The following is a 25753-nucleotide window of genomic DNA, read 5'->3' as shown; positions in this document are numbered from 1 at the left end:
CAACATCCCTGTTCTCCTGCGCGGACCGACGGTAACTTCCGCTCCGTAAAGGAACCCAGTGCTGGAGGACCTATGCACGGGCCCACTCCGCCCCTGCCACTTCCCACCGACCAGCTGCAGTTCGCGATGCCCCCGATGTACGAATCGCTCGACGACGAGCGCAGGCACCGCAAGGAACGGCTGGCTGGCGCGCTCAGGCTGTTCGGGCGGCTCGGCTTCGAGGACGGCGTCTCGGGCCACATCACGGCGCGCGACCCGGAGTACAGCAACTGCTTCTGGGTGAACCCGTTCGGGATGCCCTTCAAGCACGTCACCGTGAGCGACCTGGTCATGGCCAACCAGGACGGCCAGGTCATCGAGGGCCGCTACCACATCAACCAGGCGGCGTTCACCGTGCACGCCCAGGTGCACGCCGCCCGCCCGGACGTCGTCGCCGTGGCCCACTGCCACTCGGTGTACGGCCGCGCCCTCTCCGCCCTCGGCGACCTTCTCGACCCGATCACCCAGGAGAGCTGCGCCTTCTACGAGGACCACGCCCTGTACGGCGCGTACACGGGTGTCGCCGTGGACGCCGACGAGGGCCGGCGGATCGCGTCCGCGCTGGGCTCCCGCAAGGCCCTCGTGCTGCGCAACCACGGGCTGCTCACGGTGGGCGACTCGGTGGACGCGGCAGCCTGGTGGTTCCTGTCGATGGAACGGTCGAGTCAGGTCCAGCTGACGGCGCGGGCGGCGGGCCGGCCCATCCTGATCGACCACAAGCAGGCGGTCTCGACGCGGGAGCAGCTCGGCGGCGACCTGGTCGCGTGGATCAACTACCAGCCGCTGTGGCGGGACATCAGCAGGAGCGAGCCGGATCTGCTGAGTTGACGGCGTCCGGGGGATGTCTGTGGGGGACCGGGTCAGAAACTCCGCAGGACGGCCGCCTTGGTGGTCGCGAACTCCTCGTCCGTGAGCACGCCCTCGCGGTGCAGTTCGCCCAACTCCCGGAGCCTGCGCAGGAGTACGTCGTGATGGTCGGACTGGGGCGGGACTGCGGGGGTGAGCCGGGGCCGCTCCGCGCAGCCGACCGCGCGGGTGGAGGGATGCGGCAGGCGGGCGGTGACCGCGGTCGCGACGAGCGCCGTGAGCAGGTCGCGGCGGGCGCTGCCCCACAGGTCGAGCGCGTACGGGTCCTTCTCGGGCGGCAGCTTGGAGAACACCGTCTCGCGGGTCACGAAGCGCGTGAAGCCGTCCTCGTGGCCGGAGTTGGGCAGCCAGTCGACCTGGACGAGATCGTGGATGGAGATGATGCGGGGGCCGGTGGCCCGCTTGACCCGGTCGGAGGTGTCGGCCCAGTCGATGCGGACCCGCGTACCGTCGAACGACACCATGCCGTCGCTGGACCGCACCGACACCGGCACGGGCGGCCCCGGGACCAGATACGCCTTGGCAGGCTCCTTGGGCACCTGGTCGAGGAGCAGGGCGTGCCGGATCTCCTCGGCGATGTACTCGGCGACTCCGGACCGGTCGATGTCCACGGTCAGCCGGTACGGATCGGCCGAGTCCGGCAGCCGGCCGCCGGTCGCCTGGAGCAGCGGGTCGGCGCCCTCGCGGAGCCTGAGCCGCAGCCGCCCACGCTTGCGCTCGGGTTCGTAGACGATGCCCGAGACGGCCTCCAGCGGTACGGCGACCTCGCCGTACGTCTGCCGGAACAGCGGCACGGAACGGTGTAGCCCCGGCGTGATCCGGACCGTCCTGCCGTCGAAGGCCCAGGTCCCGTCGCGCTGGATGATCTCGGCCATACGCAAATTCTCGCAGCCGGGTCAACACGGGGGCGGCGGTTTCACTCGCCCTTTCCGCTGCCGGGACCGACCTGCCGTACGCGAGGGGGTGTTGCGTAGGGCACAATTCGTCCTCGTCGTAGGGGAGTTGTCCGGCGGTCATGTGTGCGGTTCGGGCGGCGGTTCGCACGTGTGTTGTTCGGGCATCGGGTGCGGGAAGGCGGGCGTCGGGCGTGGCGGTGCAGGAGGCTAGGCAAGGTGTGCTGCCCGGGGACCACGGGGGTGGCTGCACCTGCGGGGACTGCCCGCACGGGGCGCGTACGGGGCACCGGCGCGCGGTCGCCGAGTTCCTGCTCATGCGGGACGGGTTCGCGGCCGGGCAGGGGCTGCCGGCCGCGGTGGCCCATTCGGCCTCGGCCTCCCGCCAGTGGGTCTCGGACGAACTGACCCAGTCCGCGGCGGTCGTCGCAGAGCGCGGCCGGGCCGAGGGCGAGGTGTGGCTCGCGCGGCTGTGGCGCCGTACGGCGTTCACGGTGTGGGCGCTGGTCGGCGTCCTGCTGCTCGTGCAGGCGCTCACCGCGATCGGAGCGGGCTGGAGCACCGCCCGGACGGCCGGCCTGGTGGCTGCGGTACTCGTCGGCGGCGCGCTGATCGCCGCGTCCTGGTTCCACCGGGCGCGGGGCGGGGCGCTGGCGCCCCTGATCGGCGAGGACAACCGCCTGTCGACCTCCCGTGTCGTGGCGGCGAGCTGGGTGCTGTTCGTGGCGTATGCCGTGCTCGTACTGGTGGGCCGGCTGGCGGTGGCCTCCGGACACGAGGAGCGCGACGCGCTGATCGCCGGGCTTGAACTCGCCCGGGGCGCGGGCGTTGTGACCGTCCTCGCGGTGGTGTGCGCCATCGCGGTGCTCGTCCGCAGGGTGGTCGGCCTGCGCGTCCTCGGCCAACGCCTGCAGAAGGTCCGCGCGGACCGGCCCCGCGCGGCCGACCTTCTGACGGACGACGCGGGCCGCGGCACCTTCGCGGACATCCAGTACGTGGTGATCGGAGCGGTCGCTCTCCTGTTCGCGGTCGTACGGCTGGCCAGGCGCCCGGATCAGCTGCCGGACCTGCCGTGGGGGCTGGCGGTGGTGGTGCTGGTGTCGGCGGCGACCTATGTGGCCGGCAAGTACGCGGAGGGCGGCCGGCCGGTGATCCTGTCGGTCGTCCGGTCCCGGGAGGCGGGCGACCTGGACGCCCCGATCCGCACCGGTGACGACATCGAGATCCGCGGCGCCGGCTTCGTGCCTCCGGGCGCGGGCACCGCCGACCGGCTGTCCCGCATGGTCGTCCGCATCGGCCCGGTCCACGTCCACGTCCCCCTGGTCCCGGTACCCGGCGGCTTCAGCAACCCGCGCGACGAGGTACTGACGGTGCCGGTACCGGCGGACGTGGAGCCGGGGCGGGTGGAGGTGCAGGTGGTCACTGCGGCGGGTGTGGAGACGAACCGGTGCGTGATCGATGTGACGGACTGAGGGCCGGCCTTCCGGTTGGCCTCCTGGCGTTGGGTCGCGGGTCGCGGGTCGCGGGTCGTTGGGTTGGTTAGTTGGTGGGTGGCTGCGGGCGCCCGCCGGGTGGTGTGCCGTCGTGTGCGGCGCGGTGCGGCGCAGCACCGTGCGGTGTGGTTGGGTCGGGGCCGTGCGCCCGGGGTATCCGCTTTCGGCCGGTCGCGGAATCGGTTTCTGACCGTCGTGCTGGTGCTGGTGCTGGTGCTGGTGCTGGTGCTGACGCGCCGGCCGCAGCGGGCGGACACCCCACCGACGCGTCCCTGTCGGGGTACGGGCGGCTGTGGGGCACGCGGGGCTCCCGGTCTCCCCTTCCGCGGCTCCTCTGCCGCGGATGAAAGTCGGAAGAATGGCGTACCAGAAGTGAGCGAGGTCACGTCAACATCCGTATCGTCTGTTGAGGGGTCAACGTATGGCAGGCGAGAGGCGGCTAAGGGCGATGACTCACAGCACGCGAAAGGACACGCACTCTCCCTATCTCGACGGCGACCGGGACTGGCGGGACACTGCCACTCGCTACGCCCTGCTGCCCCTGCGCGTCTTCCTGGGCGTCACCTTCATCTACGCCGGCCTGGACAAACTCACTGACAGCTCCTTTTTCGCCGACTCCGGATCAGGCTCGGTCGGTGACCTGATGCGCGCCGTCCGGGACTCCTCCGCCATCCCGGCCCTGGTGGACCTCGCCCTCAAGAACCCCGCCGGCTTCGGCTACGCCCTGGCCTTCGGTGAGCTGGCCGTCGGCATCGGCACGCTGCTCGGGCTGCTGGCCCGGCTGGCGGCGGTCGGCGGCGCGCTGATCTCGCTCAGCCTCTGGCTGACCGTGAGCTGGGCCTCCGACCCGTACTACTACGGCAACGATCTGCCGTACCTGTTTTGCTGGGTACCTCTGATGCTGGCTGGGGCGTCCGTCTGGTCAGTGGATGCCTGGATCAGGGGCCGACGGCGGGGCCGGGGCCAGGCGAGGGCCTGGCGGTAAGGCAGCGCTGCTCCTGGTCGGACAGGTGCCGGTACAGGGTCGCCCTGGACACTCCCAGAGCCTTCGCTATGGCGTTGACGCTCTCGCCCTTGACTTCCTTGCCTTCGCCATGGCGAGGAGATCATCAGTGATGACCGTGGGGCGCCCTCCGGTACGCCCTTGCGCCTTGGCTGCTGCCAGTCCGGCCTTGGTCCTGTCCTTGATGAGGGAGCGTTCGGACGCCGCCATGGCGGCGATGACCTGGAAGAAGAGACGGCCGTCGGCGGAGGTCGTGTCCACGGCGCTGAGAGCCCCTGTCAGCACGTCGAAGCCGACTCCACGGCCTCTCAGGCCGTCGACGATCCTCACAAGGTCGATGAGGGACCTGCCAAGCGTGTCGAGCTTCCAGACGACGAGGGTGTCTCCCGATCTCAGGTAGTCGAGGGCAGCTGTCAGTCACCCGAGGTGCTGCCTTTCGTTCACGTAGGCCGTGCAGTCCTGGAGTTGTCGTTCCAGTGAGGCGGATGCATCGGTCTCGTTGCGGTAGTGGTTCTGGGTTGGTGGATGAGAGCCGGTGCGCGTGAGCGTGTCGACAGACGGACGGTGAGCCGGTCAGTCGGGTATCTCCGGTGACCTTGAGGGTCCTGCCGCCTCCGTCGCCTCCCTGTTTTCGCTCCTCTCACGCCCCGCCGTTCTGCTGCCGGTCGGCATTGCCGCGCGGCGAGTCTTCTTGCGGCGACGGATCGCCCCGGTCAGCAGTGCCACCGCGCCGGCCAGGGTGAGGCCGACCACCAGGAGCGGGATCACCGCGAACCAGGGTGTCTCCCAGGCATCGCCCGCATCGCCCACATAGGTGATGCCGGCGATGGTGACGAAGACGCCGGCGATCAGCTTTCCGGGCTGGAACTCATGACGCAGCACGGGTCACCTCCGCCTGTCCCAGGCCGACTCCGAGGTCGAGGTCGACCGTGCCTGCGGTGGTGCCACCGCTCGTCGGCGAGAGCGTGACCTGCTTGCGCTTACCCGGTGCCACGTCCACGTCCTGTTTGTCCTCGCCGGGCAACTGGATGTCACCTATGCCCACCTCGATCTCCGCCTCCACCGTCACGTCCTTCGGCACGATCACCTCTACCCGGCCCACTCCCACCTCGACCGCTGTCGTCACTGTCTGCCCCTTCGCGAGGCGCAGCCCGGTCAGGTCCAGCGTGGCGACGCCTGTGCCGAGGTCGTACCTCGGTCGTATGTCCGCCACCGAGGTCGGGGTCCATTGCGTGCGCACCCATTGGGTGCTGACGTCCTTGGGCAGTGCGGCCGAGCCTGCCAGGAGGGCCGCTGTGATGATCGCCAGGAAGACGGAGCCCGCTCCGGTACGGCCGAGGAACGCGCTGACCGCGATGCCGACGCCGAACACCGTGAGCGCGCAGGACAGGCCGGTCTGCAAGCTGGTGGCGAGTGCCTCGTCGTCCCATTGCGCGGCCGTGCCGAAGAAGCCGGCGAGGAGGGCGAGCAGGAGTATCCAGCCCCCGATCCAGCGCGGGCCGCGCGGCTTCGGTCGGCGGGACCAGGCCGCCCGTATGTCCGGATGCCGTCCGCCGTAGTTGCCGTAGGTGATGTTGACCGCCGCCGCGATGTCCCGGTCGCGGGTGTCGTGGGGGCCCCACAGATAACCCGTACCGCCGACGTGTGTGCCGTCCTTGACGATGGGGTCGCGCCACCAGGAGGGGTAGGCGGAGGGGACAGGGGGCGCCTGGGCCTCCGGTGGGGCGTCGGCGACTGCCTGGACGGCCAGCGGGTCGGGGTCGGGGGCGCCGCGGTTGCGTGACCAGTAGCCGGCGCCCGCGAGCAGGATGGACAGTATGACGGCGAAGGAGAGCACGCCGCCGTTCTTCAGCATCGTCAGGAACACACCGCAGCCGACCAGCGCGAAGAGCACGGCCGCCAGCGCCTGGCCGTCCACTCGGCCGGTGAGCAGCTTGCGGACCTCGTTCTCCTCCTCGTCGTCGTACGGCACGAACAGCCAGGCGAAGCCGTAGAAGATGAGGCCGATGCCACCGGTCGCGGAGAGCACCGCGAGCGTGATCCGGAAGATCACCGGGTCCATGTCGCACGTCCGCCCGAGCCCGGCGCACACCCCGCCGAGCATCTTCTGCCGTCGGTCGCGCCGGAACCTGGCCGGCAGCTGCTCGTCGGCTGTGACAGCCGCGGCAGGGGCATCGGACGTGTGGGATCTCGCGTACATACCTGTAGCCCCGTGCGGACCCGCGCCCGTGTCCGAGTGCTCGGGTGCGCGCGGTTCCCCTTTCTCCGTGGGCGGCGGGGGTGCTGCGGCGGGCGCGGCATCCTGCGGCCCGGCGCCCTGGGCTGGGCGTGGGCCGGAGCCGGGTCCCGGACCCGTCGCGGCGTGTGCGTGATCTGTCATGCGTCCATGGTGGCGCTTGAGGTGGCCCGGCGGCAGTCGGAATGACCCTGGGCCAACCCTGATTTCCGCCCTGAGACGGGGCGGGGGAAGCGATCGACAGCAGCTGGTCCCGAAGATCAGGGGAGTCTCGGGGGCCGACCCTGATGCCCGGGCCCGCCGGGCGTGTGAACATCGATGGCATGCCGGAAGCCGCAGCGTTGCCACTCGTCGAACCGCGGCCCCCGCGCAAGCTCTACCGCAGCAGTGACGGACGCTGGCTCGGAGGCGTGGCGCGAGGGCTCGCCGGGCATCTCGGGCTGCCTGTGATCTGGCTGCGCCTCATGTTCGTCGGCCTGTTCATGGCGGACGGACTCGGTGCGCTGCTGTATGCGGCCTTCTGGTTCTTCGTGCCGCTCGGGGTCGGCGGTGTCGAGGCCCAGCGGCCTCCGTCCCTCGTCAGCACCGAGACCTCGCCCGACGGCCGCCGCCGACTCGTCGCCCGCAAGCCGGACAAGGGGCAGATCGTCGCCCTGCTCCTCATGGTCGTCGTGGCCATGGTATTCGTGGGCAACGTGAATCTCGGCGGGGGCGCCAAGGCCTATCTGTTCCCGGCCGTGCTTGTCGCCGCCGGAGTCGCCCTCGTCTGGCGACAGGCGGACAACGCCCGGCGAGCCCGTTGGGTGGAGGTCGGCGGCCGCCGACGCACGCTCACCCTCGTCCGCGCCGCGGCCGGGGTCATGCTGGTCACGGCGGGTGTGTCCGGCATCTTCGTCCTGCAGGGCTCCGCCGCACATCTAGGCTCGGTCCTGCAGGCCGCGCTCGCGGTGCTGGTCGGGATAGCGCTGCTGGCCGGCCCGTATCTCGTCAGGATGACCCAGGACCTCTCCGAGGAGCGCCTGATGCGCATTCGCGCCCAGGAACGCGCGGAGGTCGCCGCCCATGTGCACGACTCGGTCCTGCACACCCTGACGCTGATCCAGCGCAACGCGGAAAGTGCGAACGAGGTGCGCCGCCTCGCCCGCGCCCAGGAGCGCGAACTGCGCAACTGGCTCTACAAACCGGAGGGAACCGGAAAGGAAGAGGACGACGAACCCGGCACCCTCGCCGAGGCGGTGCGCCGCAGCGCGGCCGAGGTCGAGGACAAGCACGGCGTCCCCATCGAGGTCGTGGTCGTCGGTGACTGTCCCCTCGACGACAGAACCGGCGCGCAGATGCAGGCCGCGCGGGAAGCGATGGTGAACGCCGCCAAGTACGGTGGCGAGGGCGGCGCGGTGCAGGTCTACGCCGAGGTCGAGGGCAGGACGGTCTTCGTGTCCATCCGGGACCGCGGACCCGGCTTCGACCTCGACTCCATACCCGCCGACCGCATGGGCGTCAGAGAATCGATCATCGGCCGTATGGAGCGCAACGGCGGTACGGCGCGGCTGCGCGCGGTGCCGAGCGGCGGCACGGAGGTCGAGCTGGAGATGGAGAGGGCGGAGAGTACGTCATGAGCGAGGCGCACGGGGACAACAGGCAGGCCGAGCCGGCTGGCTCGGCGGAGTCGGCCGAACCGACAGTGTCTGCCGAGGCTGGACAGGTTGGCGAGTCTGTCGCCGGCGGCAGCGGCAGTGGGGATGCGGGCGGGCGGAGGGTGCGTGTGGTTCTCGTCGACGACCACCGTATGTTCCGTACAGGTGTCCAGGCCGAGATCGGGCAGACCGAGCGGACCGGCGTCGAGGTGGTCGGTGAGGCCGCCGACGTCGACCAGGCGGTCACCGTCATCACCGCCACCCGGCCCGAGGTGGTCCTCCTCGACGTCCATCTGCCGGGCGGCGGCGGTGTCGAAGTCCTGCGCCGCTGTTCCCCGTTGATGGCCGACGCAGAGCAGCCGGTCCGTTTCCTGGCGCTGTCCGTCTCGGATGCCGCGGAGGACGTCATCGGCGTGATCCGCGGCGGCGCGCGCGGATACGTCACAAAGACGATCACCGGCACGGACCTCGTCGACTCCGTCTTCCGTGTCCAGGACGGCGATGCGGTGTTCTCGCCGCGGCTCGCCGGGTTCGTCCTGGACGCGTTCGCGTCCACGGACGCCCCGCCGGTGGACGAGGACCTCGACCGCCTCACCCAGCGTGAGAGAGAGGTTCTGCGGCTGATCGCCCGGGGTTATGCGTACAAGGAGATCGCGAAGCAGCTCTTCATCTCCGTGAAGACGGTGGAGTCGCATGTGTCGGCGGTCCTGAGGAAGCTTCAGCTCTCCAACCGGCACGAGCTGACGCGATGGGCCACGGCACGGAGGCTCGTGTAGTCACGCCACCCTCGTGGCCCCGGCGAACGGCATCTCGTCCAGAGGTGCCACCCGCACCGGCGCCGACGGGTTCGGGGCGTGGATCATCTGGCCCCGGCCCACGTACATGCCCACGTGGCTGATGCCCGAGTAGAAGAACACCAGGTCGCCGGGGAGGAGTTCGGACCGTGAGACACGCTGGCCGGCGTTGATCTGGGCGTAGGTGGTGCGGGGCAGGGAGATGCCCGCGGAGCGGTAGGCGGCCTGGATAAGGCCCGAGCAGTCGAAGGCGTTCGGGCCGGTGGCGCCCCACACGTAGGGGCTGCCGAGCTTCTGGTAGGCGTAGGAAACAGCCGCCGCCGCACGTGAGTTGGTGGCCTCGGCAGCCCCGGAGGCCCCCGAGGGAACCGCCCCGGCGGCGTCAGCGGTTCCCGCTGCCCCCAGCTCCTCCCGCGCACTTCCCGACGACCGCGATGCGTGTCCCACAGCCCAGCCTGTGCCGCCGCTGCTGTCGTTCGCCGCGAGTCGGGCGCGTTCCTCCGTGGTGAGGCGGGACAGCAGTTGGCGGGCCTCACCCAGCTTTCCGGTCACGGTCTTCTTGTGGCGGTTCAGCTCGGCCTGGCGGGACTTGAGGGAGGTCAGCTCGACATGGGCGGCCCCACGCAGCTGCTCGATCTCCCGCAGCTGCTTGCGCACCCGGGTCACGTCCGACGCCTGTCTGCTGCCCGCCCGTTCGGCGAACGCGGCGCCGTCCAGATAGCCGTCGGGGTCGTCGGAGAGGGCGAGCTGCAGCGCGGGGTCGAGCCCGCCGGCGCGGTACTGTGCCGCGGCCATCGAACCGAGTGTCTCCCGAGCCGAGTTGAGCCGCTCCTCCCTGCGCGCCGCCTCATCCCGCAGGGTGCCCAGCCGTCGCTCCGCCCGCTCGGCCTTCTCCTTCGCGCCGTTGTACTTCTCGGTGGCGACCTCAGCCTCCGCGTACAGCTTGTTCACCTTGGCCTCGACCTGCGCCGGGGTCAGCTGTGGCTCGGCATACCCGATGCCGTCGAACCCGGTCGCCGTCGCCACGCCCGCGAGGGCGATCGTCGCGGCGGTGCGGGCCGTATTGCCGTTGAGCGAGCGCTGTCGGGGCTTGCGGTGCGCTGCCACCGGGGCGTCACGTCCTTTCGTGCGACCGCCACTGCGACGACCGCCCGACGGCGCCTGGGAAGCGGACCCAGGAGGGCGGTTGCGCGTCCGGCGGCGGCCCGCACAGGGGGAGCGGTCCGCCGCCGGACTTTCTCGGCGGTGGTGTCCGACTGCCGCCCCTGGCCCGGGCGGCGGTGGGGAGCCGGGCACCTGGTGGAGGACGCTAAACCTGAGTGTGTCGTGGGGGTAACGCCATGTACGGAACTGGTCTGAGCCGACCGCAGGGTGACCGCATGCGACCGTGATTCCGTTCCGGCTCCGCCGACTTCACGCAGTCGTCTGACCGAAGCGGAGGTTTACGGGGCACGTGGCGATTACACGGTGCTATGGGGTGCATATATGCGAGGCCTGGGAGTGCCGTGCGTGCGCCTTGCGAACGCCGTACGCCCGGCCCGGTGTCATGCGGTGCGGGCGCCTCTGACTAGTCCGGGCTCATGTTGCGTCCTGAAAGCTGGTCCAGGCTCGCGGGTGGAAGTCCCGTCCGGGTAGGCACCGGAGTGCCCGGTAGCAGGTCCCGGTTCGTCGTGGAGACGCGGCGGGCTGAGCGGGATGTCAAGAGCCTCTTTGGAGGGAGCAAGCACGCGGGCCGTAGCTTGAAGCGAACCTTGCAGCCTCGTCAGAGTCAAAGCGGAGAAGCCGAGCCCCTCATGACCGGGCGAAGGCCACGTCCAGGAATGCTCCCAGTGCCACCACACCGAACGCGGAAACCGGCCCACCCAGGCCCGTTTCGCGTGCCGGTCCTGCGGCTTCGTTGAGCACGCGGACCACAACTCGTCCCACAACATCGCCCGAAGAGGGTGGTACGCATGGGTCTGCGGGGCCCAGTCAACGGCCCCCGCTCTCACGCTCACCGCGTGAGAACCGGACGCAGCCGAGACCCATCACAGCCAGTGATGACTCGAGCAGTAAGCCCGTTCACGACCGGGTAGTTGACGGCAGGCCAACGGCCAGGGTGGCACCGACGGTCCGTCGTGGCCGCCCGGAGGAAGCGTGCGACTCCCAGGGAAGGTCCCGGGTCGCTGAGAACCGCACCTGATCCTCAGGCCGGGCGCACCACGCTGTGGATCGCCGACTCGCCGTCGTAGAAGATCGATTCCTCACGGACGTACGCACCCGGCTTCGGGGCGTGGATCATCATTCCGTTGCCGATGTAGAGACCGACGTGGCTGATGCCCTCGTAGAAGAAGACCAGGTCACCGGGCTGGATGTCGGAGAGGGAGACGGTCGTGCCCGCGTTCACCTGGTCGTAGGTGGTGCGCGGGAGGGTGACTCCGGCGGCCCTCCAGGCGGCCTGGGTGAGGCTTGAGCAGTCGTACGAGTCCGGGCCGGTCGCGCCCCAGACGTACGGCTTGCCGATCTGCGCGCGTGCGAACGCCAGGGCCTTCTCGGCCTTGGTGGCGTACGAGGAGTCGGTGACCGGCGTCGTCGCCGTGTCCGGGGCGGCGCTGCCCGCCGACTGCTGCGCCGCCGCAGCGGCTGCCGCTTCCTGCAGGCGCCGCTGCTCCGCCGCCTGCTGCTGCCGGGCGAGATCCTGCGCCTGGCGGCGGGCCTCCGCCTGCTTCTCCCGCTCGATCGCCGCCAGGCGCAGCTTCTCCTCGGCGGTGAGGCGGGAGAGCAGCTGGCGGGCCTGTACGAGCTTCGTCTGGACGGCGGTCTTGGTCGTCTGCAGTTCGTCCTGGGACTCCGTGAGCGACTCGAGGCTCGCGGTGGCCTCCTGGCGCTTCTGTGTCGTCTCGGCCTGTTGCGTGATGTAGTCGTCGACCGCGTCCTGCTGGCGGGCCGTGAGACGGTCCATCAGCTGGTTCTGGTCGAAGTAGTCCTGCGGGTCGTCCGCGAGCAGGAACGTCGTGGTGTCGGGGGCGGGGGACCCGGTGCGGTACTGCGCGGCGGCGAAGGAACCCAGTTTCTCGCGCGCCTCGTTGAGCTTCTGGGTGCGCCGGGCCACGTCGTCCATCAGGGCGTCGACGCGCCCCCGCTGCTTGGAGGTCTTCTCCTTGGCGGCGTTGTACTTGTCGGTGGCCGACTCGGCCTGGCGGTAGAGGTCGCCGACCTTCGCCTCGACCTCCTCCATGCTCGGCTTGTCGTCGGCCGAGGGTGCCGGGGGCGTGGCGGGCGCCGTGGGCGCGGCGTTGGCGGTCTGGGACAGCAGGGCGACGGAGGTCAGGGCCGCCGTGGCGAAGGCGGGGGTCCTTATGCCTGCTACGCGCGTTCCCGTAGGGCGCGACTTGCGGTGCGACGACGCCAAGGGAGGCGACTCCTTCCACGTTCCGCCTACCGGGTTAGCTGTCGGGTTCGGGCGGGTGGTTCGGAAGGGTTGCCCTACGGTCCTTGCCCTGGAAGGCGGTTGGACCGATTCACCCCAGGTTTTCGGTGGGTCCCCGGCTCCTGCCGCACAGGGCGGCACGATCGGACTCGGCGGAGGCCGCGCGGCCCGGCGACGTTCGCCGGTGGGGGTCGAGCGGCCTTGGGGCACGCTAACCAACTCGTGCGGCTCCTGTGAAGGTTGATGACCGCTATGCCCGATACGTTTTTGTGACCTCAGTCCTAAACGTGGTTCTGCGAAGTCGATTCTGAATGACCTGCGGCGAGTTGTTGTGAAATATTCAATATGCCCCGATCTGGTGCACGCTGTCCGGGCAGGAGCAGTCGGGTCCGGTGCCGTGCGCGTCAGAGCCGCGGAGATCGCGAGGGCGGCACCTGTAACGGGCTGCCCTCCGGTGCGGCACCCGTCAACGGCGTGCCCGACCCCGTGTGCCCACGACACCGCGCTGATCAGGGTCTCGTCCGGCGCAAAGGCCCGCCTCTTCAGGGTCTGACCAGGGTTTCCCACAGGAAACGCAGAAGCGTGCGGGCAGGCGAGGGGTGGAACCCGGGCCTGGTTCCGGCGGCCGGTGTCCGGTGTCCGGTGTCCGGCGGATGTTTTCGGGGTGGCGGCCGGTTGTCAGTGGGGGAGCCTAGACTCGGAGAGCGATGAGCAGCCTCTTTGACGACAGCTTCCTGGCGAACCTCCAGGGCCCACGGGCCCACGAGGAGGAACCTCCGCCGCCGCCCGAGGACGAGCACGTGCCGGAGCCCCTTTCGGACGACCTGTTCGGCGGGAAGTTCGACGCGCCGCCGGACCGGGACGCGTACTACCGCGACGGCGCCCCACGCCCTGTGGTGGACCCGGCCGCGCTCCTGGACGGGCTCAACGAGAACCAGCGCGCCGCCGTCGTGCACGCCGACACTCCTCTGCTCATCGTGGCGGGCGCCGGCTCCGGCAAGACGCGTGTGCTCACGCACCGCATCGCCTATCTGCTCGGCGAGCGGGGCGTCCACCCCGGCCAGATCCTCGCGATCACCTTCACCAACAAGGCCGCCGGTGAGATGAAGGAGCGCGTCGAGCAGCTCGTCGGCCCGCGCGCGAACGCGATGTGGGTGATGACGTTCCACAGCGCGTGCGTGCGGATTCTCCGGCGGGAGAGCAAGAGACTCGGCTTCACCTCCTCCTTCTCCATCTACGACGCCGCCGACAGCAAGCGGCTGATGGCGCTCGTCTGCCGCGACCTGGACCTGGACCCCAAGCGCTTTCCGCCCAAGTCCTTCAGCGCGAAGATCTCCAACCTGAAGAACGAGCTGATCGACGAGGAGGACTTCGCCGCCCAGGCGAGTGACGGTTTCGAGAAGACCCTCGCCCAGGCGTACGCGATGTACCAGTCGCGGCTGCGTGAGGCCAACGCGCTCGACTTCGACGACCTGATCATGACGACGGTCAACCTGCTGCGCGCTTTCCCGGACGTCGCCGAGCACTACCGCCGCCGCTTCCGGCACGTCCTCGTCGACGAGTACCAGGACACCAACCACGCCCAGTACGCGCTCGTACGGGAACTCGTCGGCACCGCCGAGCACTCGGTGGACGTACCGCCCGGCGAGCACGATCTGCGCCCCGCCGAGCTGTGCGTCGTGGGTGACGCCGACCAGTCGATCTACGCCTTCCGGGGCGCGACGATCCGCAACATCCTCCAGTTCGAGGAGGACTACGCGGACGCGACGACGATCCTGCTCGAACAGAACTACCGCTCCACGCAGACGATCCTGAGCGCCGCCAACGCGGTCATCGAGCGCAACGAGTCCCGCCGCCCCAAGAACCTGTGGACCAACGCGGGCGCGGGCGCGCAGATCACCGGCTATGTCGCCGACACGGAGCACGACGAGGCGCAGTTCGTCGCCGAGGAGATAGACCGGCTGACGGACGCGGGCGACGCGAAGGCGGGTGACGTCGCCGTCTTCTACCGGACGAACGCCCAGTCCCGTGTCTTCGAGGAGATCTTCATCCGCGTCGGCCTGCCCTACAAGGTCGTCGGCGGTGTCCGCTTCTACGAGCGCAAGGAGGTCCGGGACGTCCTGGCCTACCTGCGTGTCCTCGCCAACCCGGAGGACTCGGTGCCGCTGCGCCGCATCCTCAACGTGCCCAAGCGCGGCATCGGTGAGCGCGCGGAGGCGATGATCGACGCGCTGTCCCAGCGCGAGAAGATCAGCTTCCCGCAGGCGCTGAAGCGCGTGGACGAGGCTTACGGGATGGCTTCGCGGTCGACCAACGCCGTCAAGCGGTTCAACACGCTGATGGAGGACCTGAGGACGATCGTGGAGTCGGGCGCGGGCCCGGCGACCGTTCTGGAAGCAGTGCTCGAACGCACGGGCTACCTCGCCGAGTTGCAGGCGTCGACCGACCCGCAGGACGAGACCCGCATCGAGAACCTCCAGGAACTCGCCGCGGTGGCCCTGGAGTTCGAGCAGGAATCAGCAGCGGCCACGGAGGCGGGGGAGACCGGACAGCTCGCCGAGGACGGCGAGGCGGAGGCGCCGGCCGGGCTCGCCGCGTTCCTGGAACGGGTCGCCCTGGTCGCCGACTCCGACCAGATCCCCGACGAGGACGACGACGGCTCCGGTGTCATCACCCTGATGACCCTGCACACCGCCAAGGGCCTTGAGTTCCCGGTGGTGTTCCTGACCGGCATGGAGGACGGCGTCTTCCCGCACATGCGTGCCCTCGGCCAGACGAAGGAGCTGGAGGAGGAGCGGCGGCTCGCGTACGTCGGCATCACGCGTGCGCGTGAACGGCTGTATCTGACGCGCTCGTCGCTTCGCAGTGCGTGGGGGCAGCCCTCGTACAACCCGCCCTCGCGTTTCCTGGAGGAGATCCCGGCGGCCCATCTGCAGTGGAAGCGCACCGGGGCGATGGCTCCTGCGAAGTCCTCGGGCCCGGCCTCCGGGGTGGCGTCCTCGCTGTCGTCCTCGCGCTCGCGCTCCGCGGCCTCGGGCGCGTCCGGCTTCGCCACGCGCAGGGGCGGTGCCGAGAAGCCGGTCGTCGCGCTGGCGGTGGGGGACAGGGTCACGCACGACCAGTTCGGGCTGGGGACCGTGGTGGGAGTGAAGGGCACCGGCTCGAACGCGGAGGCGACCGTCGACTTCGGCGAGGAGAAGCCGAAGCGGCTGCTGCTGCGGTACGCGCCGGTCGAGAAGCTGTAACCGGACACCCGGGCATCGTCGAGGTGCCCGGGTCGCGCCGGTGACAGGGGCAGGGGCAGGATCAGATCTCAGTCGGGAATCACGTCGGGTCGAGGCCGTGGCTGCGCAGCCACGAGAGCGGGTCGATCGCCGAGCCCCCGGCGGGCCGTACCTCGAAGTGCAGGTGCGGGCCGGTCGAGTTCCCGGAGTTCCCGGAGTACGCGATGGGCTCGCCGGCCTTGACCGTGGTACCGGACGCGACCCGGTAGCTGGAGAGGTGGCAGTACCACGTCTCCGTGCCGTCCTTGTCGGTCACGATCATCATGTTGCCGTACGCACCGTTCCACTGCGTACGGACGGTGCCGTCGGTCGCGGCCAGCACCGTCGTGCCGTACGAGATCGGGAAGTCGATACCGGTGTGCACGGACATCCAGTTGATGCCGGCCTGGCCGTAGTAGGCGCTGAGACCGTGCTGTTCGACCGGGAGGGCGTACTTCGGGCGCAGTCGCTCCTTGCGGGCCGCTTCCGCCGCCGCCCGCTTCTTCTCGGCGAGCTGCTGGGCCTTGAGGTCGATACGTTCCTGCGTCCGGCTGGCCCGGTCGGCGAAGTCGTCGGCGCCCGCGGAGAGGCTCTCCAGCTGGGTGTCCAGTTTGTTGTTCGCGGTGGACGGCTTCACGGCGACGCCGTCCGACGCCGACGCCGTCGTGTTCTGCTCGTCGTCACCGGTCATCCCGCCGACGGAGGCGGCTGCGATACCCGCGACACCCATCACACAGGCGGACGGAACGGCGATGGTCAGCAGGGCGGAACGTTTGGCCGGGGTACGACGCCGGGACCGGCCCGCGTTGCGCGCCGCCGTACGGGACGCAGCGCGCCCGGCTCCGGGTACCGTGCCTCTGGCGGCCTCTTCCTGGCCGTCGAGCAGGGGAGCCTCGGTGGGTGGTTCACCGTCGTCGCCAAGGTCCGACTCGCCGTGGGCGAAGGTGTGCTGGTCGTACTCCGGTACGTCCGCCACATCAGCGATCTGCTCGAACATCGCGGTGGCCTGCTGGTCGAACTCGTGCTCACGCTCGTGGTCGTGCTCGGCGGACGGGTCGGGCGTGCTGCCCGGGCCACTGTCCGAGTTCCACTGCGTGGCGTCGTACACACCGGTGTCGGAGGCCTGCGTGCCCCATTCCCACTGCTGGGTCTGGTCGGCGGGGCCGGCCTGCTCGGCCTGGAGCCAGGCGCCCGCGTCCCACTGGCCGCTGGTGTCCGCGCCCGGGGGCGGCGTCTGCGCGGGGATGCCGGCGAGCTGCTGGTAGCCGGGCGTCCAGGTGGTGGTGTCGTACGCACCGGTGTCGTAGGCGGCGTGATGCTGGGCCGCGTACGGGTCGTAGTTCAGGGTGTGGTGACTGCCGGTGGACCACTGGGAGTTGTCGTACGAACCGGTGGTGTCTTCGCCCGGCATGCTGCCGAAGAGGGGGTCGGTCTCAAAATTTCCGGTACCGGCACCCGTGCCCATACCTGCGTCGAAACCGTTGGCGAAGGTGGGGTCGTACGGGGTGAAGTCACCGAAAGGGACCTCCTGTGTGCCGTACGACGGGTAGTGCGCCGTCGCGGCCTCGGAAGCCGGAGTCGGGGTGGTCATGGTCCCCGACGGGTGACGTTCGTTCACCAACTTCTCTTTCGCCTCGACAACAGGGGCTGGCAGAGCAGTGCGGCGACTGTACCCGGCGGTATGCGGGCGCGACAATATTCCGCAGGTTTCGTGCCTGGGGGAAACGGGCATTCGGCCGTGTTTCGGGGGACTGTGGGCACGGGTTTGGCCTGGCGTTCGAAGATTGTTCGAATTTCGACGCGGGGAGCCGCCTGTGTGCCGAGGGCTACGCCACAGTCAGTCCGCCGGTCTGCGCTCCGGCGGCGAGGGGCTGCTCGCTCTGGTCCAGGGCCTGCCGTATTCCGGTAGCGACAGCGGGGTGCACGGGCAGGGCGAGGTGGCCGACGCCGGTGACCTGCACGTTCTGCGCCAGCAGGTCGGGGTGATCGACGCAGGCCGTCTCCGGCGGGTCCATCAGGTGGTCCAGGTCGCTCCAGAAACTGACGAAGCGCGTACGGCAGTGGGACGCGGGCAGGCGCAGTTCCTCGATGACCTCCGAGCCGGGGCGCATCTGGCGGACGATCGGATGCGCGTCGGCCAGTGGGACGACCCGGGTGCCGGAGTGCGGGGTGCCGAGGGTGACGAGCGTGCGGACGCGGACGTCACCACCGAGCCGCTGCACGTAATAGCGCGCGATCAGACCGCCCAGGCTGTGCCCGACGATGTCCACCCGGGGGTGACCTGTGCGCCTGCATATCTCCTCTATGTGCCGGCCGAGGAGCTCGGCCGCGGTGCGGATGTCGCAGGTCAGCGGGGAGTAGTTGAGCGACTCGATCTGCTGGCGGCCGTGCTGGGCGAGGGAACGTCGCAGCAGGACGAAAACGGAGCGGTTGTCGATGAAGCCGTGGAGGAGGACGACCGGGGGTTTCGGCTCCGTCGGCAGCCGGGTGGTGGAAGTTCCGGGGAGCGCGGAGGGGTCTGCGGAGGGGTCTGTGGTCGCGGCCCGGCGTTCCTGGACGATGCCCGACGGATACAGGAGCAGGTGTCCCGCCAGAATGGCGATCTCCAGGGCTGTCGCCTTGAGGAGGGCGACGGAGAGCCCCGCCAGCCTGCTCGGCAGGACGCGCTCGCAGAGCGGCAGCAGGGGCTGTACTGCCCGGATGACCTTCATGGCCGACCTCCTGTCGGCACGCCGGAAGACTTCTCTGTCCCCCGTGTGCCCTAGTGGGGGGTCGCGACGAGGGCGGCCGGTGGTGGCGTCGGTGGTGGACGAGTGGGGCGCGGCGTGTGTGACGCCAAGGGGCGGCGAAGCTCCCTGCCGCATGGCGACGAAGCTTCCCCCCTGTTGTGCCCTTCTGCCCTTCGTGCCATCTCCGATGCACCGCACCGCCACGGCGCGCGGCTCGCGACGCGGTGGTGCGACAACCTCGATGCGGCTCCCCTTGCGCCGGTCCAGTGAAGGCAACGGTGCGCGGCGAACGTGTCCCACCGTGTGATTTCCCCCTCGGCATCCGTCGTGAAACTGCCGGTTGGGGGATGCTGGACATAACGTTCGTTCACCGCATGGAGGCAGCGATGGGTTTGGCAGCCGGTCCGATCCGTGTGGTGGTGGCGAAGCCCGGGCTCGACGGCCACGATCGCGGGGCCAAGGTGATCGCGCGGGCGCTGCGGGATGCCGGTATGGAGGTCATTTACACCGGGCTCCACCAGACGCCGGAGCAGATCGTCGACACCGCGATCCAGGAGGACGCCGACGCGATCGGGCTCTCCGTCCTCTCCGGCGCCCACAACACGCTGTTCGCTGCCGTGATCGGCCTTCTGCGGGAGCGGGACGCCGCCGACATCAAGGTGTTCGGCGGCGGGATCATCCCCGAGGCGGACATCGCCGCGCTGAAGGAGAAGGGGGTCGCGGAGATTTTTACGCCTGGGGCGACCATGGCTTCGGTCGTGGAGTGGGTGCGGGAGTCCGTGCGGGGGTGAGGATGGCTGCTGTTCGGACATTTCCCGCCCGCCCACGCACCCGTCCCGGTCCGTTAAGGCGAAGGGGAGCGCAGGGGCTCAGCTCTCAGTTCCTCCGCCATCGTCGCTCGCAAGCGCAGTGTGCCGACGAGGCGTTGGAATGCCTCCGCCCAGTAACTTCCCGCGCCCGGTGACGCATCCTCCCCTTCGTCCGGGATCGCCAGCAGGCCGTCGAGACGGCCGGCCTCGGAGGGGTCCAGGCAGCGTTCCGCCAGGCCCATCACCCCACTGAAGCTCCAGGGGTAACTCCCCGCGTCCCGCGCGATGTTGAGTGCGTCGACCACGGCCCGCCCGAGCGGCTCGGCCCACGGCACCGCGCAGACCCCGAGCAGCTGGAACGCCTCGGACAGCCCGTGTGTCGCGATGAACCCCGCCACCCACTCGGCCCGCTCGGCGTAGTCCAAAGTGGCGAGCAGCTTCGCCCGCTCCGCCAGGGACACCGCGCCGGGCCCGCCTGCCTCGGGTGTCGAGGGCTTGCCGAGGAGCGCCCGGGACCAGTCGGCGTCCCGCTGCCGCACCGCCGCCCGGCACCACGCGGCGTGCAGTTCGCCCTGCCAGTCGTCGGCCACCGGCAGTGCCACGATCTCCTCCGGCGTGCGCCCGCCGAGCCGTCCCGACCACGATCCCAGCGGGGCGGCCTCCACCAACTGGCCGAGCCACCAGGACCGTTCTCCGCGTCCCGCCGGGGCCTTGGCCACGACGCCGTCGCGCTCCATGCCCGCGTCGCACTCGTGCGGCGCCTCGACCACGAGCGTGGGCCTGCTCCTCGTACCGCCCTTGCCGCCCGCGCTGTTCGTGTGGTCGACGGCCACGCATGCTCCCGCCCGGACCGACATCCGTGCGGCGAGCGCCGACTCCGGCAGTGCGGACAGCAACTCCGCCGCTGTCGCCCGGACGTTGCGGCTGCGGTCGGCCAACGCCCGTTCCAGGAACGGCTCGTCCTCGGCGCACAGGCCCGTACGGAGTGAGTCGAGGAACATCAGCCGGTCCTCGGCCCGCTCCGTCGGCCAGGTCGTCTCCAGCAACTCCCGGGCGGCAGCGGGCTCCCGTCCGCGTATCGCCGCGAGAAGGGAGACCCGCTCGGCGAACAGGCCCTCCTGCCAAAGCCGCTGGATCCGGTCCGTCTCCTCCATGCCGGGCAGGGACGCGCCCCCGCCGGGGGCCGAGCGCCGGGCGAACCGCCAGTCCGTGTTCAGCCGGGCGAGCCACAGCGCGCGCGGCCCCGCGAACGCCAGCGCCGCCGGACGCAGATCCGTGCGCCCCCTGGCCGCGTCGAGCAGCGCGGGCAGCGTCTGGGCAGGGGCCGCGAAACCGTGCGCGTTCGCCGCCGCGAGCCACTGGGGCAGCAGCTCCATCAGGTCCGGCGCCGTACTCCGGCGACCGCTGCCGCCGGGGGTGCCGGGCCGGTCGGCCAGTAGCAGAGCCAGCCTGCGGGCCGCCGCCGGAGGCAGCGGTGGGCGCGGGTCCTCCGCAGCGGGCTCCGGTCGCGTCGCGGCTCTGGCGGGCCGCAGCCCCGCTCGCCGCCGTACGGTCTCCACGGCCGCCGCGTCGAGCAGCGCGACCGGTGCCTGTCGGCCCGGCGGGCAGCCCGGAGGCGTACGCCGCTCCGTGCCGAGCAGTGCCGCGGTGACCAGTTCCTCCCAGGAGCCCGAGAGAGAGCCCGCGGGGGCGGAGGCACTGCTGCCGTTCATGAGATTCCCTCTCGTCGGGAGTCGAGGAGCCGTGAAGTGTCGCGCCGCCTCAGCACAGCGCCACCGCCTGTCCCGCCGCTTTCTCCGGCCAGGCCGTCAGGGGAGTGAAACCCTGGTGTCCGCACTCGCCGAAGACCGTGACCGGGGCGCCGCCCGAGAGGGCGACGAGGCGCCACAGGCCGGGGTGGGCGACGGCGGAGGGAGCCAGGGGCAGCGCGAAGTCGGTGTCGGCGTCCGCCAGCTGCCAGGAGCCGCCGTCCGGGACGGGTATGACCCGGTCCAGCGTCACCGGGCAGGAGTCCAGCCAGGGGTCGTCCCGGAGCGCCTCCCCGTAGCGCTCGACCGCGTGTGTGGTCGTCGTGCCCGGCGGTCGTACGTCCGTCGGCGCGGGCGGGGAGAACCGCTCGCCCAGGGCGGCGCGCAGCTGCCCGGCGCCGGGGTACGCGGACACCTCCGCCTCGAACGCCAGGCCGACCGGCAGCGCCAGTTCGGGGGCGCGGCCGGCCGCCCCGTACGAGAGGAGCAGGGAGGTACGGCGTGACTCCGCGCCGTGCAGCCAGATCCTGCGGGTCGTCAGGCGGGCGTCCGCCGTCTCGTACTGGGCGAGGACCAGCCAGCGGTCACGGACCGGCGGGCCGTCCGCCGAGCCGGACAGGCCGATCCGTGACCGCACCGTCGCCGCCAGACCGTCCGGCAGCTCCTCCCGGCGCAGCCAGCCCCGGTCGAGGAGGTGGAGCAGCGCGCACTCCTCCAGCAGTCGCACCGGCCAGCCCGGACCGGATGCGGGGATCGCCCCCAACTCCCTCACCCGCGCGGCCAGTCCGGGAGCCTGGGCGTCGACCATGCGGGCCGCTGTCTCCTCCCACAGCCCGTACCCCGCCCGCTCCACCGTGGCCAGGCCGCCGCGGAGCAGGTCGGCGAGGCGCTGCTCCAGCTCCGTCGCCCCCGCCGTGATCCGCTCGGCCCGGAGCTCCGCCCTGCGCCGCGCCGCCTCCGGATCACCGGACCCGGACGGGGAACCCGCCGCCCCCGCCGCCCGCTTCTCCTCCGCGCGCTTCCGCCGCCCCGCCAGCCACTCCTCCGCCCAGCCCGGCGATTCACCTCGCGGCACCGCGCCGTCCCCGCCCGCCCAGAGCAGCAGCAGCCCGAGCGCGTGCTTGCACGGGAACTTGCGGCTCGGACAACTGCACTTGTACGCGGGCCCGGTGGGGTCCGCGATGTCGACGACCGTCTGATACGGCTTGCTGCCACTGCCCTTGCACAGTCCCCACACCGTCCCCTCGTCAGAACTGCCGGCCTCCGACCACGGCCCGGCCGCGCCGAGTTTGCTTCCCGCTTTGCGTGACGAGACGTCAGGCGCCAGTGCCAGCACCTGATCCGCTGTCCAGCGCACCCCCTGCTGAGTCATGACATCGAAGGTAGATCCCGGCACTGACAATCGGTCCTCGCAGCGATCCCCGCTCGGCTTCCGAAACTGCATTTCAGCAGGTCAGAACGCGTTGTCAGTGGCGTGGTGCAGTGTGGTCACCAGATCCGAACGGGCCAAGACCGGCCGAGCTGGAGGGGGACCGAGCCATGCCTGTTTCCGCTGAACCGACATTCGTCGATCCGAGCCACGAGCAGTCCGCGCACGCGAACGGCACGGAAGAACTGCGCCCGCACGCCGAGGACGCCTTCGCCACCGAACTGGCGGCGCTGGCCGCGCAGGACGACCGCCCACGCCCGGTTCGCTGGAAGCTGTCGCCGTGGGCCGTCGCGATGTACCTGCAGGGCGGCACCCTGCCGGACGGCACGGTGATCACACCGAAGTACGTGGGCCCGCGCCGCATCGTCGAGGTCGCCGTGACGACCCTCGCGACCGATCGTGCCCTGCTGCTGCTCGGCGTGCCCGGCACGGCGAAGACCTGGGTGTCGGAGCATCTGGCGGCGGCGGTCAGCGGCGACTCGACGCTGCTGGTCCAGGGCACGGCCGGTACACCGGAGGAGGCCATCCGGTACGGCTGGAACTACGCGCGGCTGCTCGCGCACGGTCCGAGCCGTGACGCCCTCGTACCCAGCCCCGTCATGCGGGCGATGGCGGAGGGAATGACGGCGCGCGTCGAGGAGCTCACCCGCATCCCGGCCGACGTACAGGACACGCTGATCACGATTCTGTCGGAAAAGACGCTGCCGATACCGGAGTTGGGGCAGGAGGTGCAGGCGGTCCGCGGGTTCAACCTGATCGCGACGGCCAACGACCGCGACCGCGGGGTCAACGAGCTGTCCAGCGCCCTGCGCCGCCGTTTCAACACGGTGGTGCTGCCGCTGCCCGAGAGCGCCGATGCCGAGGTCGACATCGTCTCGCGCCGGGTCGACCAGATCGGCCGCTCGCTCGACCTGCCGGCCGTGCCGGACGGTGTCGACGAGATCCGTCGCGTCGTGACCGTCTTCCGTGAACTGCGCGACGGCATCACGTCGGACGGCCGGACGAAGCTGAAGTCGCCCAGCGGCACGCTTTCCACCGCCGAGGCGATCTCGGTCGTCACCAACGGCCTAGCCCTGGCGGCCCACTTCGGCGACGGGGTCCTGCGAGCCTCCGACGTCGCCGCGGGCATCCTCGGCGCCGTCGTCCGCGATCCGGCGGCCGACCGGGTCGTCTGGCAGGAGTACCTGGAGGCGGTGGTCCGCGAACGCGACGGCTGGAAGGACTTCTACCGCGCGTGCCGCGAGGTGAGCGCATGAGGTGCCTGGCGGGTGCGGGTGAACGGGGGCGGGTCCATGGGATGTCGGCGCGAGGGGGTTCGGTGTCCGCGCGGGTCGGTGCGGTGAGCGAAGTGGTCGGTGACGATGACTCGTCGTGGGGCACGAAGGGGGCGTCGTGACCGAAGTCGAGGGGCGCACCGGGCCGTTGCTGCTCGGTGTGCGGCATCACGGGCCCGGGTCGGCGCGGGCGGTTCGGGCCGCGTTGGCGGTGGCGCGGCCGGCGGTCGTCCTGATCGAGGGACCGCCCGAGGCCGACGCCCTGATCCCGCTGGCCGCCGACGAGGACATGCGGCCGCCGGTCGCCCTGCTGGCCCACGCCGTGGACGAGCCCGGCCGCTCGGCGTTCTGGCCGCTGGCCGAGTTCTCCCCGGAGTGGGTGGCGATCCGCTGGGCCCTGGAACACGGGGTTCCCGCCCGCTTCATCGACCTTCCCGCCGCGCACACCCTGGCGTGGGGCAGCGACGACGAAGGAAAAGGGGAAGGGGAAGGGAAGGGGGAGGGAGACGGACCCGACGGCCGTACGTCCGACGCGGACACGGACGCGGACACGGACGTGGATGTCGATGTGCGGGTCGATCCGCTCGCCGTGCTCGCGCGGACCGGCGGTTACGACGATCCGGAGCGCTGGTGGGAGGACGTCGTCGAGCACCGGGGGCCGGGGGAGGGGGACGCGTTCGCTCCGTTCGAGGTGCTCGAAGAGGCCATGGGCGCGCTGCGGGAGGTGTACGGGACCGGGGGCCACGACCGGGACCCGGTGAGGGAGGCGTACATGCGGCTCCAAGTGCGGTCGGCACAGCGAGAGTTCGGGGAGGCGGCAGTGGCCGTGGTGTGCGGCGCCTGGCATGTGCCCGTGCTACGGCAACGGGCCGCCGTCGGCGCCGACCGGGCGTTGCTGAAGGGGCTGCCCAAGGTCAAGGTGGACGTGACCTGGGTGCCGTGGACACATCGGAGGCTCGCGCGGGCCAGCGGTTACGGGGCGGGCATCGACTCGCCCGGCTGGTACGGGCATCTGTTCGGTGCGCGGGACCGGCCGGTCGAGCGGTGGATGACCAGGGTGGCCGGGCTGCTCCGCGACGAGGACAGAATCGTCTCCTCGGCGCATGTCATCGAGGCGGTGCGGCTGGCCGAGACGCTCGCCGCGATGCGGGGCCGCCCGCTGCCCGGGCTGACCGAGACGACCGACGCCGTGCGGGCCGTGATGTGCGAGGGCTCGGACGTACCGCTGGCCCTGGTGCACGACCGGCTCGTCGTCGGAGACGTGCTCGGGGAGGTTCCGGAGGCGGCGCCCGCGGTGCCGTTGCAGCGAGACCTGACGCGGCTCCAGCGCCGACTGCGGCTCAAACCGGAGGCGCTGGAACGGGACCTGGAGCTCGACCTGCGCAAGGAGACCGACGCCGCGCGCAGTCGGCTGCTGCACCGGCTGCGGCTGCTCGGGATCGGCTGGGGCGAGCGGGCGGCGTCGCGCGGAAGCACCGGTACCTTCCGGGAGACGTGGCGGCTGCGGTGGGAGCCGGAGCTGGCGGTGCGGGTCGCCGAGGCCGGCGTGTGGGGCACGACCGTGCTCTCGGCGGCGACCGCAAGAGCGGAGGCCGACGCCGTCGGCGCGGGTTCACTGGCCGAGGTGACCGCACTCGCCGAGCGCTGCCTGCTCGCCGAACTGTCCGACGCGCTCCCCGCGGTCATGCGCGTCCTCGCCGACCGCGCGGCCCTGGACGCCGACGTGGGCCACCTGGCCCAGGCACTGCCGGCGCTGGTCCGTTCCCTGCGCTACGGCGACGTACGCGGCACGGACACCCAGGCGCTGTCCGAGGTCGCGGCGGGCCTCGCCGAACGTGTCTTCGTCGGCCTGCCCCCGGCCTGCGCCGCGCTGGACACGGAGGCCGCCGAAGAAATGCGGCGCCATGTGGACGCGGTGCACGGGGCGGTGGGGCTGCTCGGAGAGACGTCGGACCGAGTTCCGGCACGGGACGCGGAGCCGGTACCGGCTCTGTCGCCGGCTGGTACCGCGACTGCGGGGGTCTCTGCGGGCACCGCTGCCGGGATGCCTGCGAGCGCCTCAGTCTCCAGGGAAATGAACGGGTCCGAGGAGGCTCTCGCGCCTGACCCCGTGGATGCCTGCGCGGGTGCTGT

At 70.9% G+C, this 25753-nt stretch carries 20 protein-coding genes, 1 pseudogene and 1 riboswitch; of the genes and pseudogenes, 10 read left to right on the top strand and 11 right to left on the bottom strand.

Annotation, left to right across the window (positions count from 1 at the left end; all coding sequences use genetic code 11):
* The first annotated feature begins 72 nt into the window (after positions 1-72).
* The gene (locus RB628_RS05780) at positions 73-867 is read left to right on the top strand and encodes a class II aldolase/adducin family protein (RefSeq protein ID WP_318319185.1); all 795 of its coding nucleotides are present in this window, start codon (positions 73-75) and stop codon (positions 865-867) included.
* Positions 868-899: 32 nt separating this feature from the next.
* Here RB628_RS05780 and RB628_RS05775 read toward each other — a convergent pair whose 3' ends face one another.
* Positions 900-1781, bottom strand: coding sequence for a DUF4429 domain-containing protein (locus tag RB628_RS05775; RefSeq protein WP_318319184.1), 882 nt, complete (start codon positions 1779-1781; stop codon positions 900-902).
* Between the two features lie 212 nt (positions 1782-1993).
* On the opposite strand from RB628_RS05775, the gene RB628_RS05770 reads away from it, so the two are divergent.
* Complete coding sequence (locus RB628_RS05770; protein WP_318319183.1) at positions 1994-3271, top strand: hypothetical protein; 1278 nt, start codon at positions 1994-1996, stop codon at positions 3269-3271.
* A gap of 469 nt (positions 3272-3740) precedes the next feature.
* Positions 3741-4277 (top strand): DoxX family protein, encoded by a 537-nt coding sequence (locus tag RB628_RS05765; protein ID WP_318319182.1) that lies wholly within the window; start codon positions 3741-3743, stop codon positions 4275-4277.
* Here the strand turns inward: RB628_RS05765 and RB628_RS05760 are convergent.
* The 4 genes from RB628_RS05760 to RB628_RS05745 form a co-directional block, all read right to left on the bottom strand.
* Positions 4231-4335, bottom strand: coding sequence for a hypothetical protein (locus RB628_RS05760; protein ID WP_318319237.1), 105 nt, complete (start codon positions 4333-4335; stop codon positions 4231-4233). The genes RB628_RS05765 and RB628_RS05760 overlap by 47 nt on opposite strands.
* Positions 4336-4343: 8 nt before the next feature.
* Positions 4344-4691: a recombinase family protein gene (locus RB628_RS05755; RefSeq protein WP_318319236.1), complete on the bottom strand. Its 348-nt coding sequence runs from the start codon at positions 4689-4691 to the stop codon at positions 4344-4346.
* 177 nt (positions 4692-4868) lie between these two features.
* A complete protein-coding gene (locus RB628_RS05750) occupies positions 4869-5177 on the bottom strand; it encodes a hypothetical protein (protein WP_318319181.1) in 309 nt (102 codons plus the stop codon).
* Complete coding sequence (locus RB628_RS05745) at positions 5164-6675, bottom strand: PspC domain-containing protein (protein WP_318319180.1); 1512 nt, start codon at positions 6673-6675, stop codon at positions 5164-5166. Before RB628_RS05745 ends, RB628_RS05750 begins: the two co-directional genes overlap by 14 nt.
* A 143-nt stretch (positions 6676-6818) precedes the next feature.
* Between RB628_RS05745 and RB628_RS05740 the strand changes: the two genes are divergently transcribed.
* Together RB628_RS05740 and RB628_RS05735 are read left to right on the top strand one after the other, a co-directional pair.
* Positions 6819-8147, top strand: a complete 1329-nt coding sequence (locus RB628_RS05740) for a PspC domain-containing protein (RefSeq protein ID WP_412180596.1) — start codon at positions 6819-6821, stop codon at positions 8145-8147.
* Positions 8144-8941 carry a response regulator transcription factor gene (locus RB628_RS05735; protein WP_318319178.1) on the top strand — a complete coding sequence of 266 codons (798 nt, stop codon included), beginning with the start codon at positions 8144-8146 and terminating at the stop codon, positions 8939-8941. Before RB628_RS05740 ends, RB628_RS05735 begins: the two co-directional genes overlap by 4 nt.
* Here RB628_RS05735 and RB628_RS05730 read toward each other — a convergent pair whose 3' ends face one another.
* On the bottom strand, positions 8942-10066 hold the full coding sequence (locus RB628_RS05730) for an NlpC/P60 family protein (RefSeq protein ID WP_318319177.1): 1125 nt from the start codon (positions 10064-10066) through the stop codon (positions 8942-8944). It abuts the gene before it with no gap.
* A gap of 765 nt (positions 10067-10831) precedes the next feature.
* Between RB628_RS05730 and RB628_RS05725 the strand changes: the two are divergent.
* A pseudogene (locus RB628_RS05725) lies at positions 10832-10963 on the top strand (hypothetical protein); the annotation flags it as partial.
* 181 nt (positions 10964-11144) lie between these two features.
* On the opposite strand, the gene RB628_RS05720 reads toward RB628_RS05725, so the two are convergent.
* On the bottom strand, positions 11145-12350 hold the full coding sequence (locus RB628_RS05720; RefSeq protein WP_318319176.1) for an NlpC/P60 family protein: 1206 nt from the start codon (positions 12348-12350) through the stop codon (positions 11145-11147).
* Between the two features lie 7 nt (positions 12351-12357).
* A riboswitch (cyclic di-AMP (ydaO/yuaA leader) is annotated at positions 12358-12533 on the bottom strand.
* A gap of 542 nt (positions 12534-13075) precedes the next feature.
* Between RB628_RS05720 and pcrA the strand changes: the two genes are divergently transcribed.
* Positions 13076-15613, top strand: a complete 2538-nt coding sequence (gene pcrA / locus RB628_RS05715) for a DNA helicase PcrA (RefSeq protein ID WP_318319175.1) — start codon at positions 13076-13078, stop codon at positions 15611-15613.
* Between the two features lie 79 nt (positions 15614-15692).
* On the opposite strand, the gene RB628_RS05710 is transcribed toward pcrA, so the two are convergent.
* Positions 15693-17249: a M23 family metallopeptidase gene (locus tag RB628_RS05710; protein ID WP_318319174.1), complete on the bottom strand. Its 1557-nt coding sequence runs from the start codon at positions 17247-17249 to the stop codon at positions 15693-15695.
* A 208-nt stretch (positions 17250-17457) separates the two neighbouring features.
* Positions 17458-18342 carry a lipase family alpha/beta hydrolase gene (locus RB628_RS05705; protein ID WP_318319173.1) on the bottom strand — a complete coding sequence of 295 codons (885 nt, stop codon included), beginning with the start codon at positions 18340-18342 and terminating at the stop codon, positions 17458-17460.
* Positions 18343-18746: 404 nt separating this feature from the next.
* Here RB628_RS05705 and RB628_RS05700 point away from each other — a divergent pair, with 404 nt between their 5' ends.
* Positions 18747-19151: a cobalamin B12-binding domain-containing protein gene (locus tag RB628_RS05700; RefSeq protein WP_318319172.1), complete on the top strand. Its 405-nt coding sequence runs from the start codon at positions 18747-18749 to the stop codon at positions 19149-19151.
* Between the two features lie 53 nt (positions 19152-19204).
* Here the strand turns inward: RB628_RS05700 and RB628_RS05695 are convergent, their stop codons facing one another.
* Both RB628_RS05695 and RB628_RS05690 read right to left on the bottom strand, forming a co-directional pair.
* A complete protein-coding gene (locus RB628_RS05695; RefSeq protein WP_318319171.1) occupies positions 19205-20881 on the bottom strand; it encodes a DUF5691 domain-containing protein in 1677 nt (558 codons plus the stop codon).
* Positions 20882-20930: 49 nt separating this feature from the next.
* Complete coding sequence (locus RB628_RS05690) at positions 20931-22289, bottom strand: SWIM zinc finger family protein (RefSeq protein WP_318319170.1); 1359 nt, start codon at positions 22287-22289, stop codon at positions 20931-20933.
* Positions 22290-22456: 167 nt separating this feature from the next.
* Here RB628_RS05690 and RB628_RS05685 point away from each other — a divergent pair, with 167 nt between their 5' ends.
* Together RB628_RS05685 and RB628_RS05680 are read left to right on the top strand one after the other, a co-directional pair.
* Complete coding sequence (locus tag RB628_RS05685; protein ID WP_318319169.1) at positions 22457-23602, top strand: AAA family ATPase; 1146 nt, start codon at positions 22457-22459, stop codon at positions 23600-23602.
* 136 nt (positions 23603-23738) lie between these two features.
* Positions 23739-25753: DUF5682 family protein (locus tag RB628_RS05680; protein ID WP_318319168.1), on the top strand; the 2015-nt coding region annotated here is incomplete at its 3' end.

It is taken from the genome of Streptomyces sp. ADMS (assembly GCF_033441795.1).
GTDB lineage: Bacteria > Actinomycetota > Actinomycetes > Streptomycetales > Streptomycetaceae > Streptomyces.
This window is presented reverse-complemented; position numbering and strand designations above follow the sequence as displayed.

Bases quoted from the DNA above. Each gene is read 5' to 3' on its own strand.
- pcrA (WP_318319175.1), top strand. From the start codon at position 13,076: ATGAGCAGCCTCTTTGACGACAGCTTCCTGGCGAACCTCCAGGGCCCA.
- RB628_RS05705 (WP_318319173.1), bottom strand. From the start codon at position 18,342: ATGAAGGTCATCCGGGCAGTACAGCCCCTGCTGCCGCTCTGCGAGCGC.
- RB628_RS05735 (WP_318319178.1), top strand. From the start codon at position 8,144: ATGAGCGAGGCGCACGGGGACAACAGGCAGGCCGAGCCGGCTGGCTCG.
- RB628_RS05780 (WP_318319185.1), top strand. From the start codon at position 73: ATGCACGGGCCCACTCCGCCCCTGCCACTTCCCACCGACCAGCTGCAG.
- RB628_RS05775 (WP_318319184.1), bottom strand. From the start codon at position 1,781: ATGGCCGAGATCATCCAGCGCGACGGGACCTGGGCCTTCGACGGCAGG.
- RB628_RS05745 (WP_318319180.1), bottom strand. From the start codon at position 6,675: ATGACAGATCACGCACACGCCGCGACGGGTCCGGGACCCGGCTCCGGC.
- RB628_RS05695 (WP_318319171.1), bottom strand. From the start codon at position 20,881: ATGAACGGCAGCAGTGCCTCCGCCCCCGCGGGCTCTCTCTCGGGCTCC.
- RB628_RS05690 (WP_318319170.1), bottom strand. From the start codon at position 22,289: ATGACTCAGCAGGGGGTGCGCTGGACAGCGGATCAGGTGCTGGCACTG.
- RB628_RS05685 (WP_318319169.1), top strand. From the start codon at position 22,457: ATGCCTGTTTCCGCTGAACCGACATTCGTCGATCCGAGCCACGAGCAG.
- RB628_RS05740 (WP_412180596.1), top strand. From the start codon at position 6,819: ATGCCCGGGCCCGCCGGGCGTGTGAACATCGATGGCATGCCGGAAGCC.
- RB628_RS05700 (WP_318319172.1), top strand. From the start codon at position 18,747: ATGGGTTTGGCAGCCGGTCCGATCCGTGTGGTGGTGGCGAAGCCCGGG.
- RB628_RS05765 (WP_318319182.1), top strand. From the start codon at position 3,741: ATGACTCACAGCACGCGAAAGGACACGCACTCTCCCTATCTCGACGGC.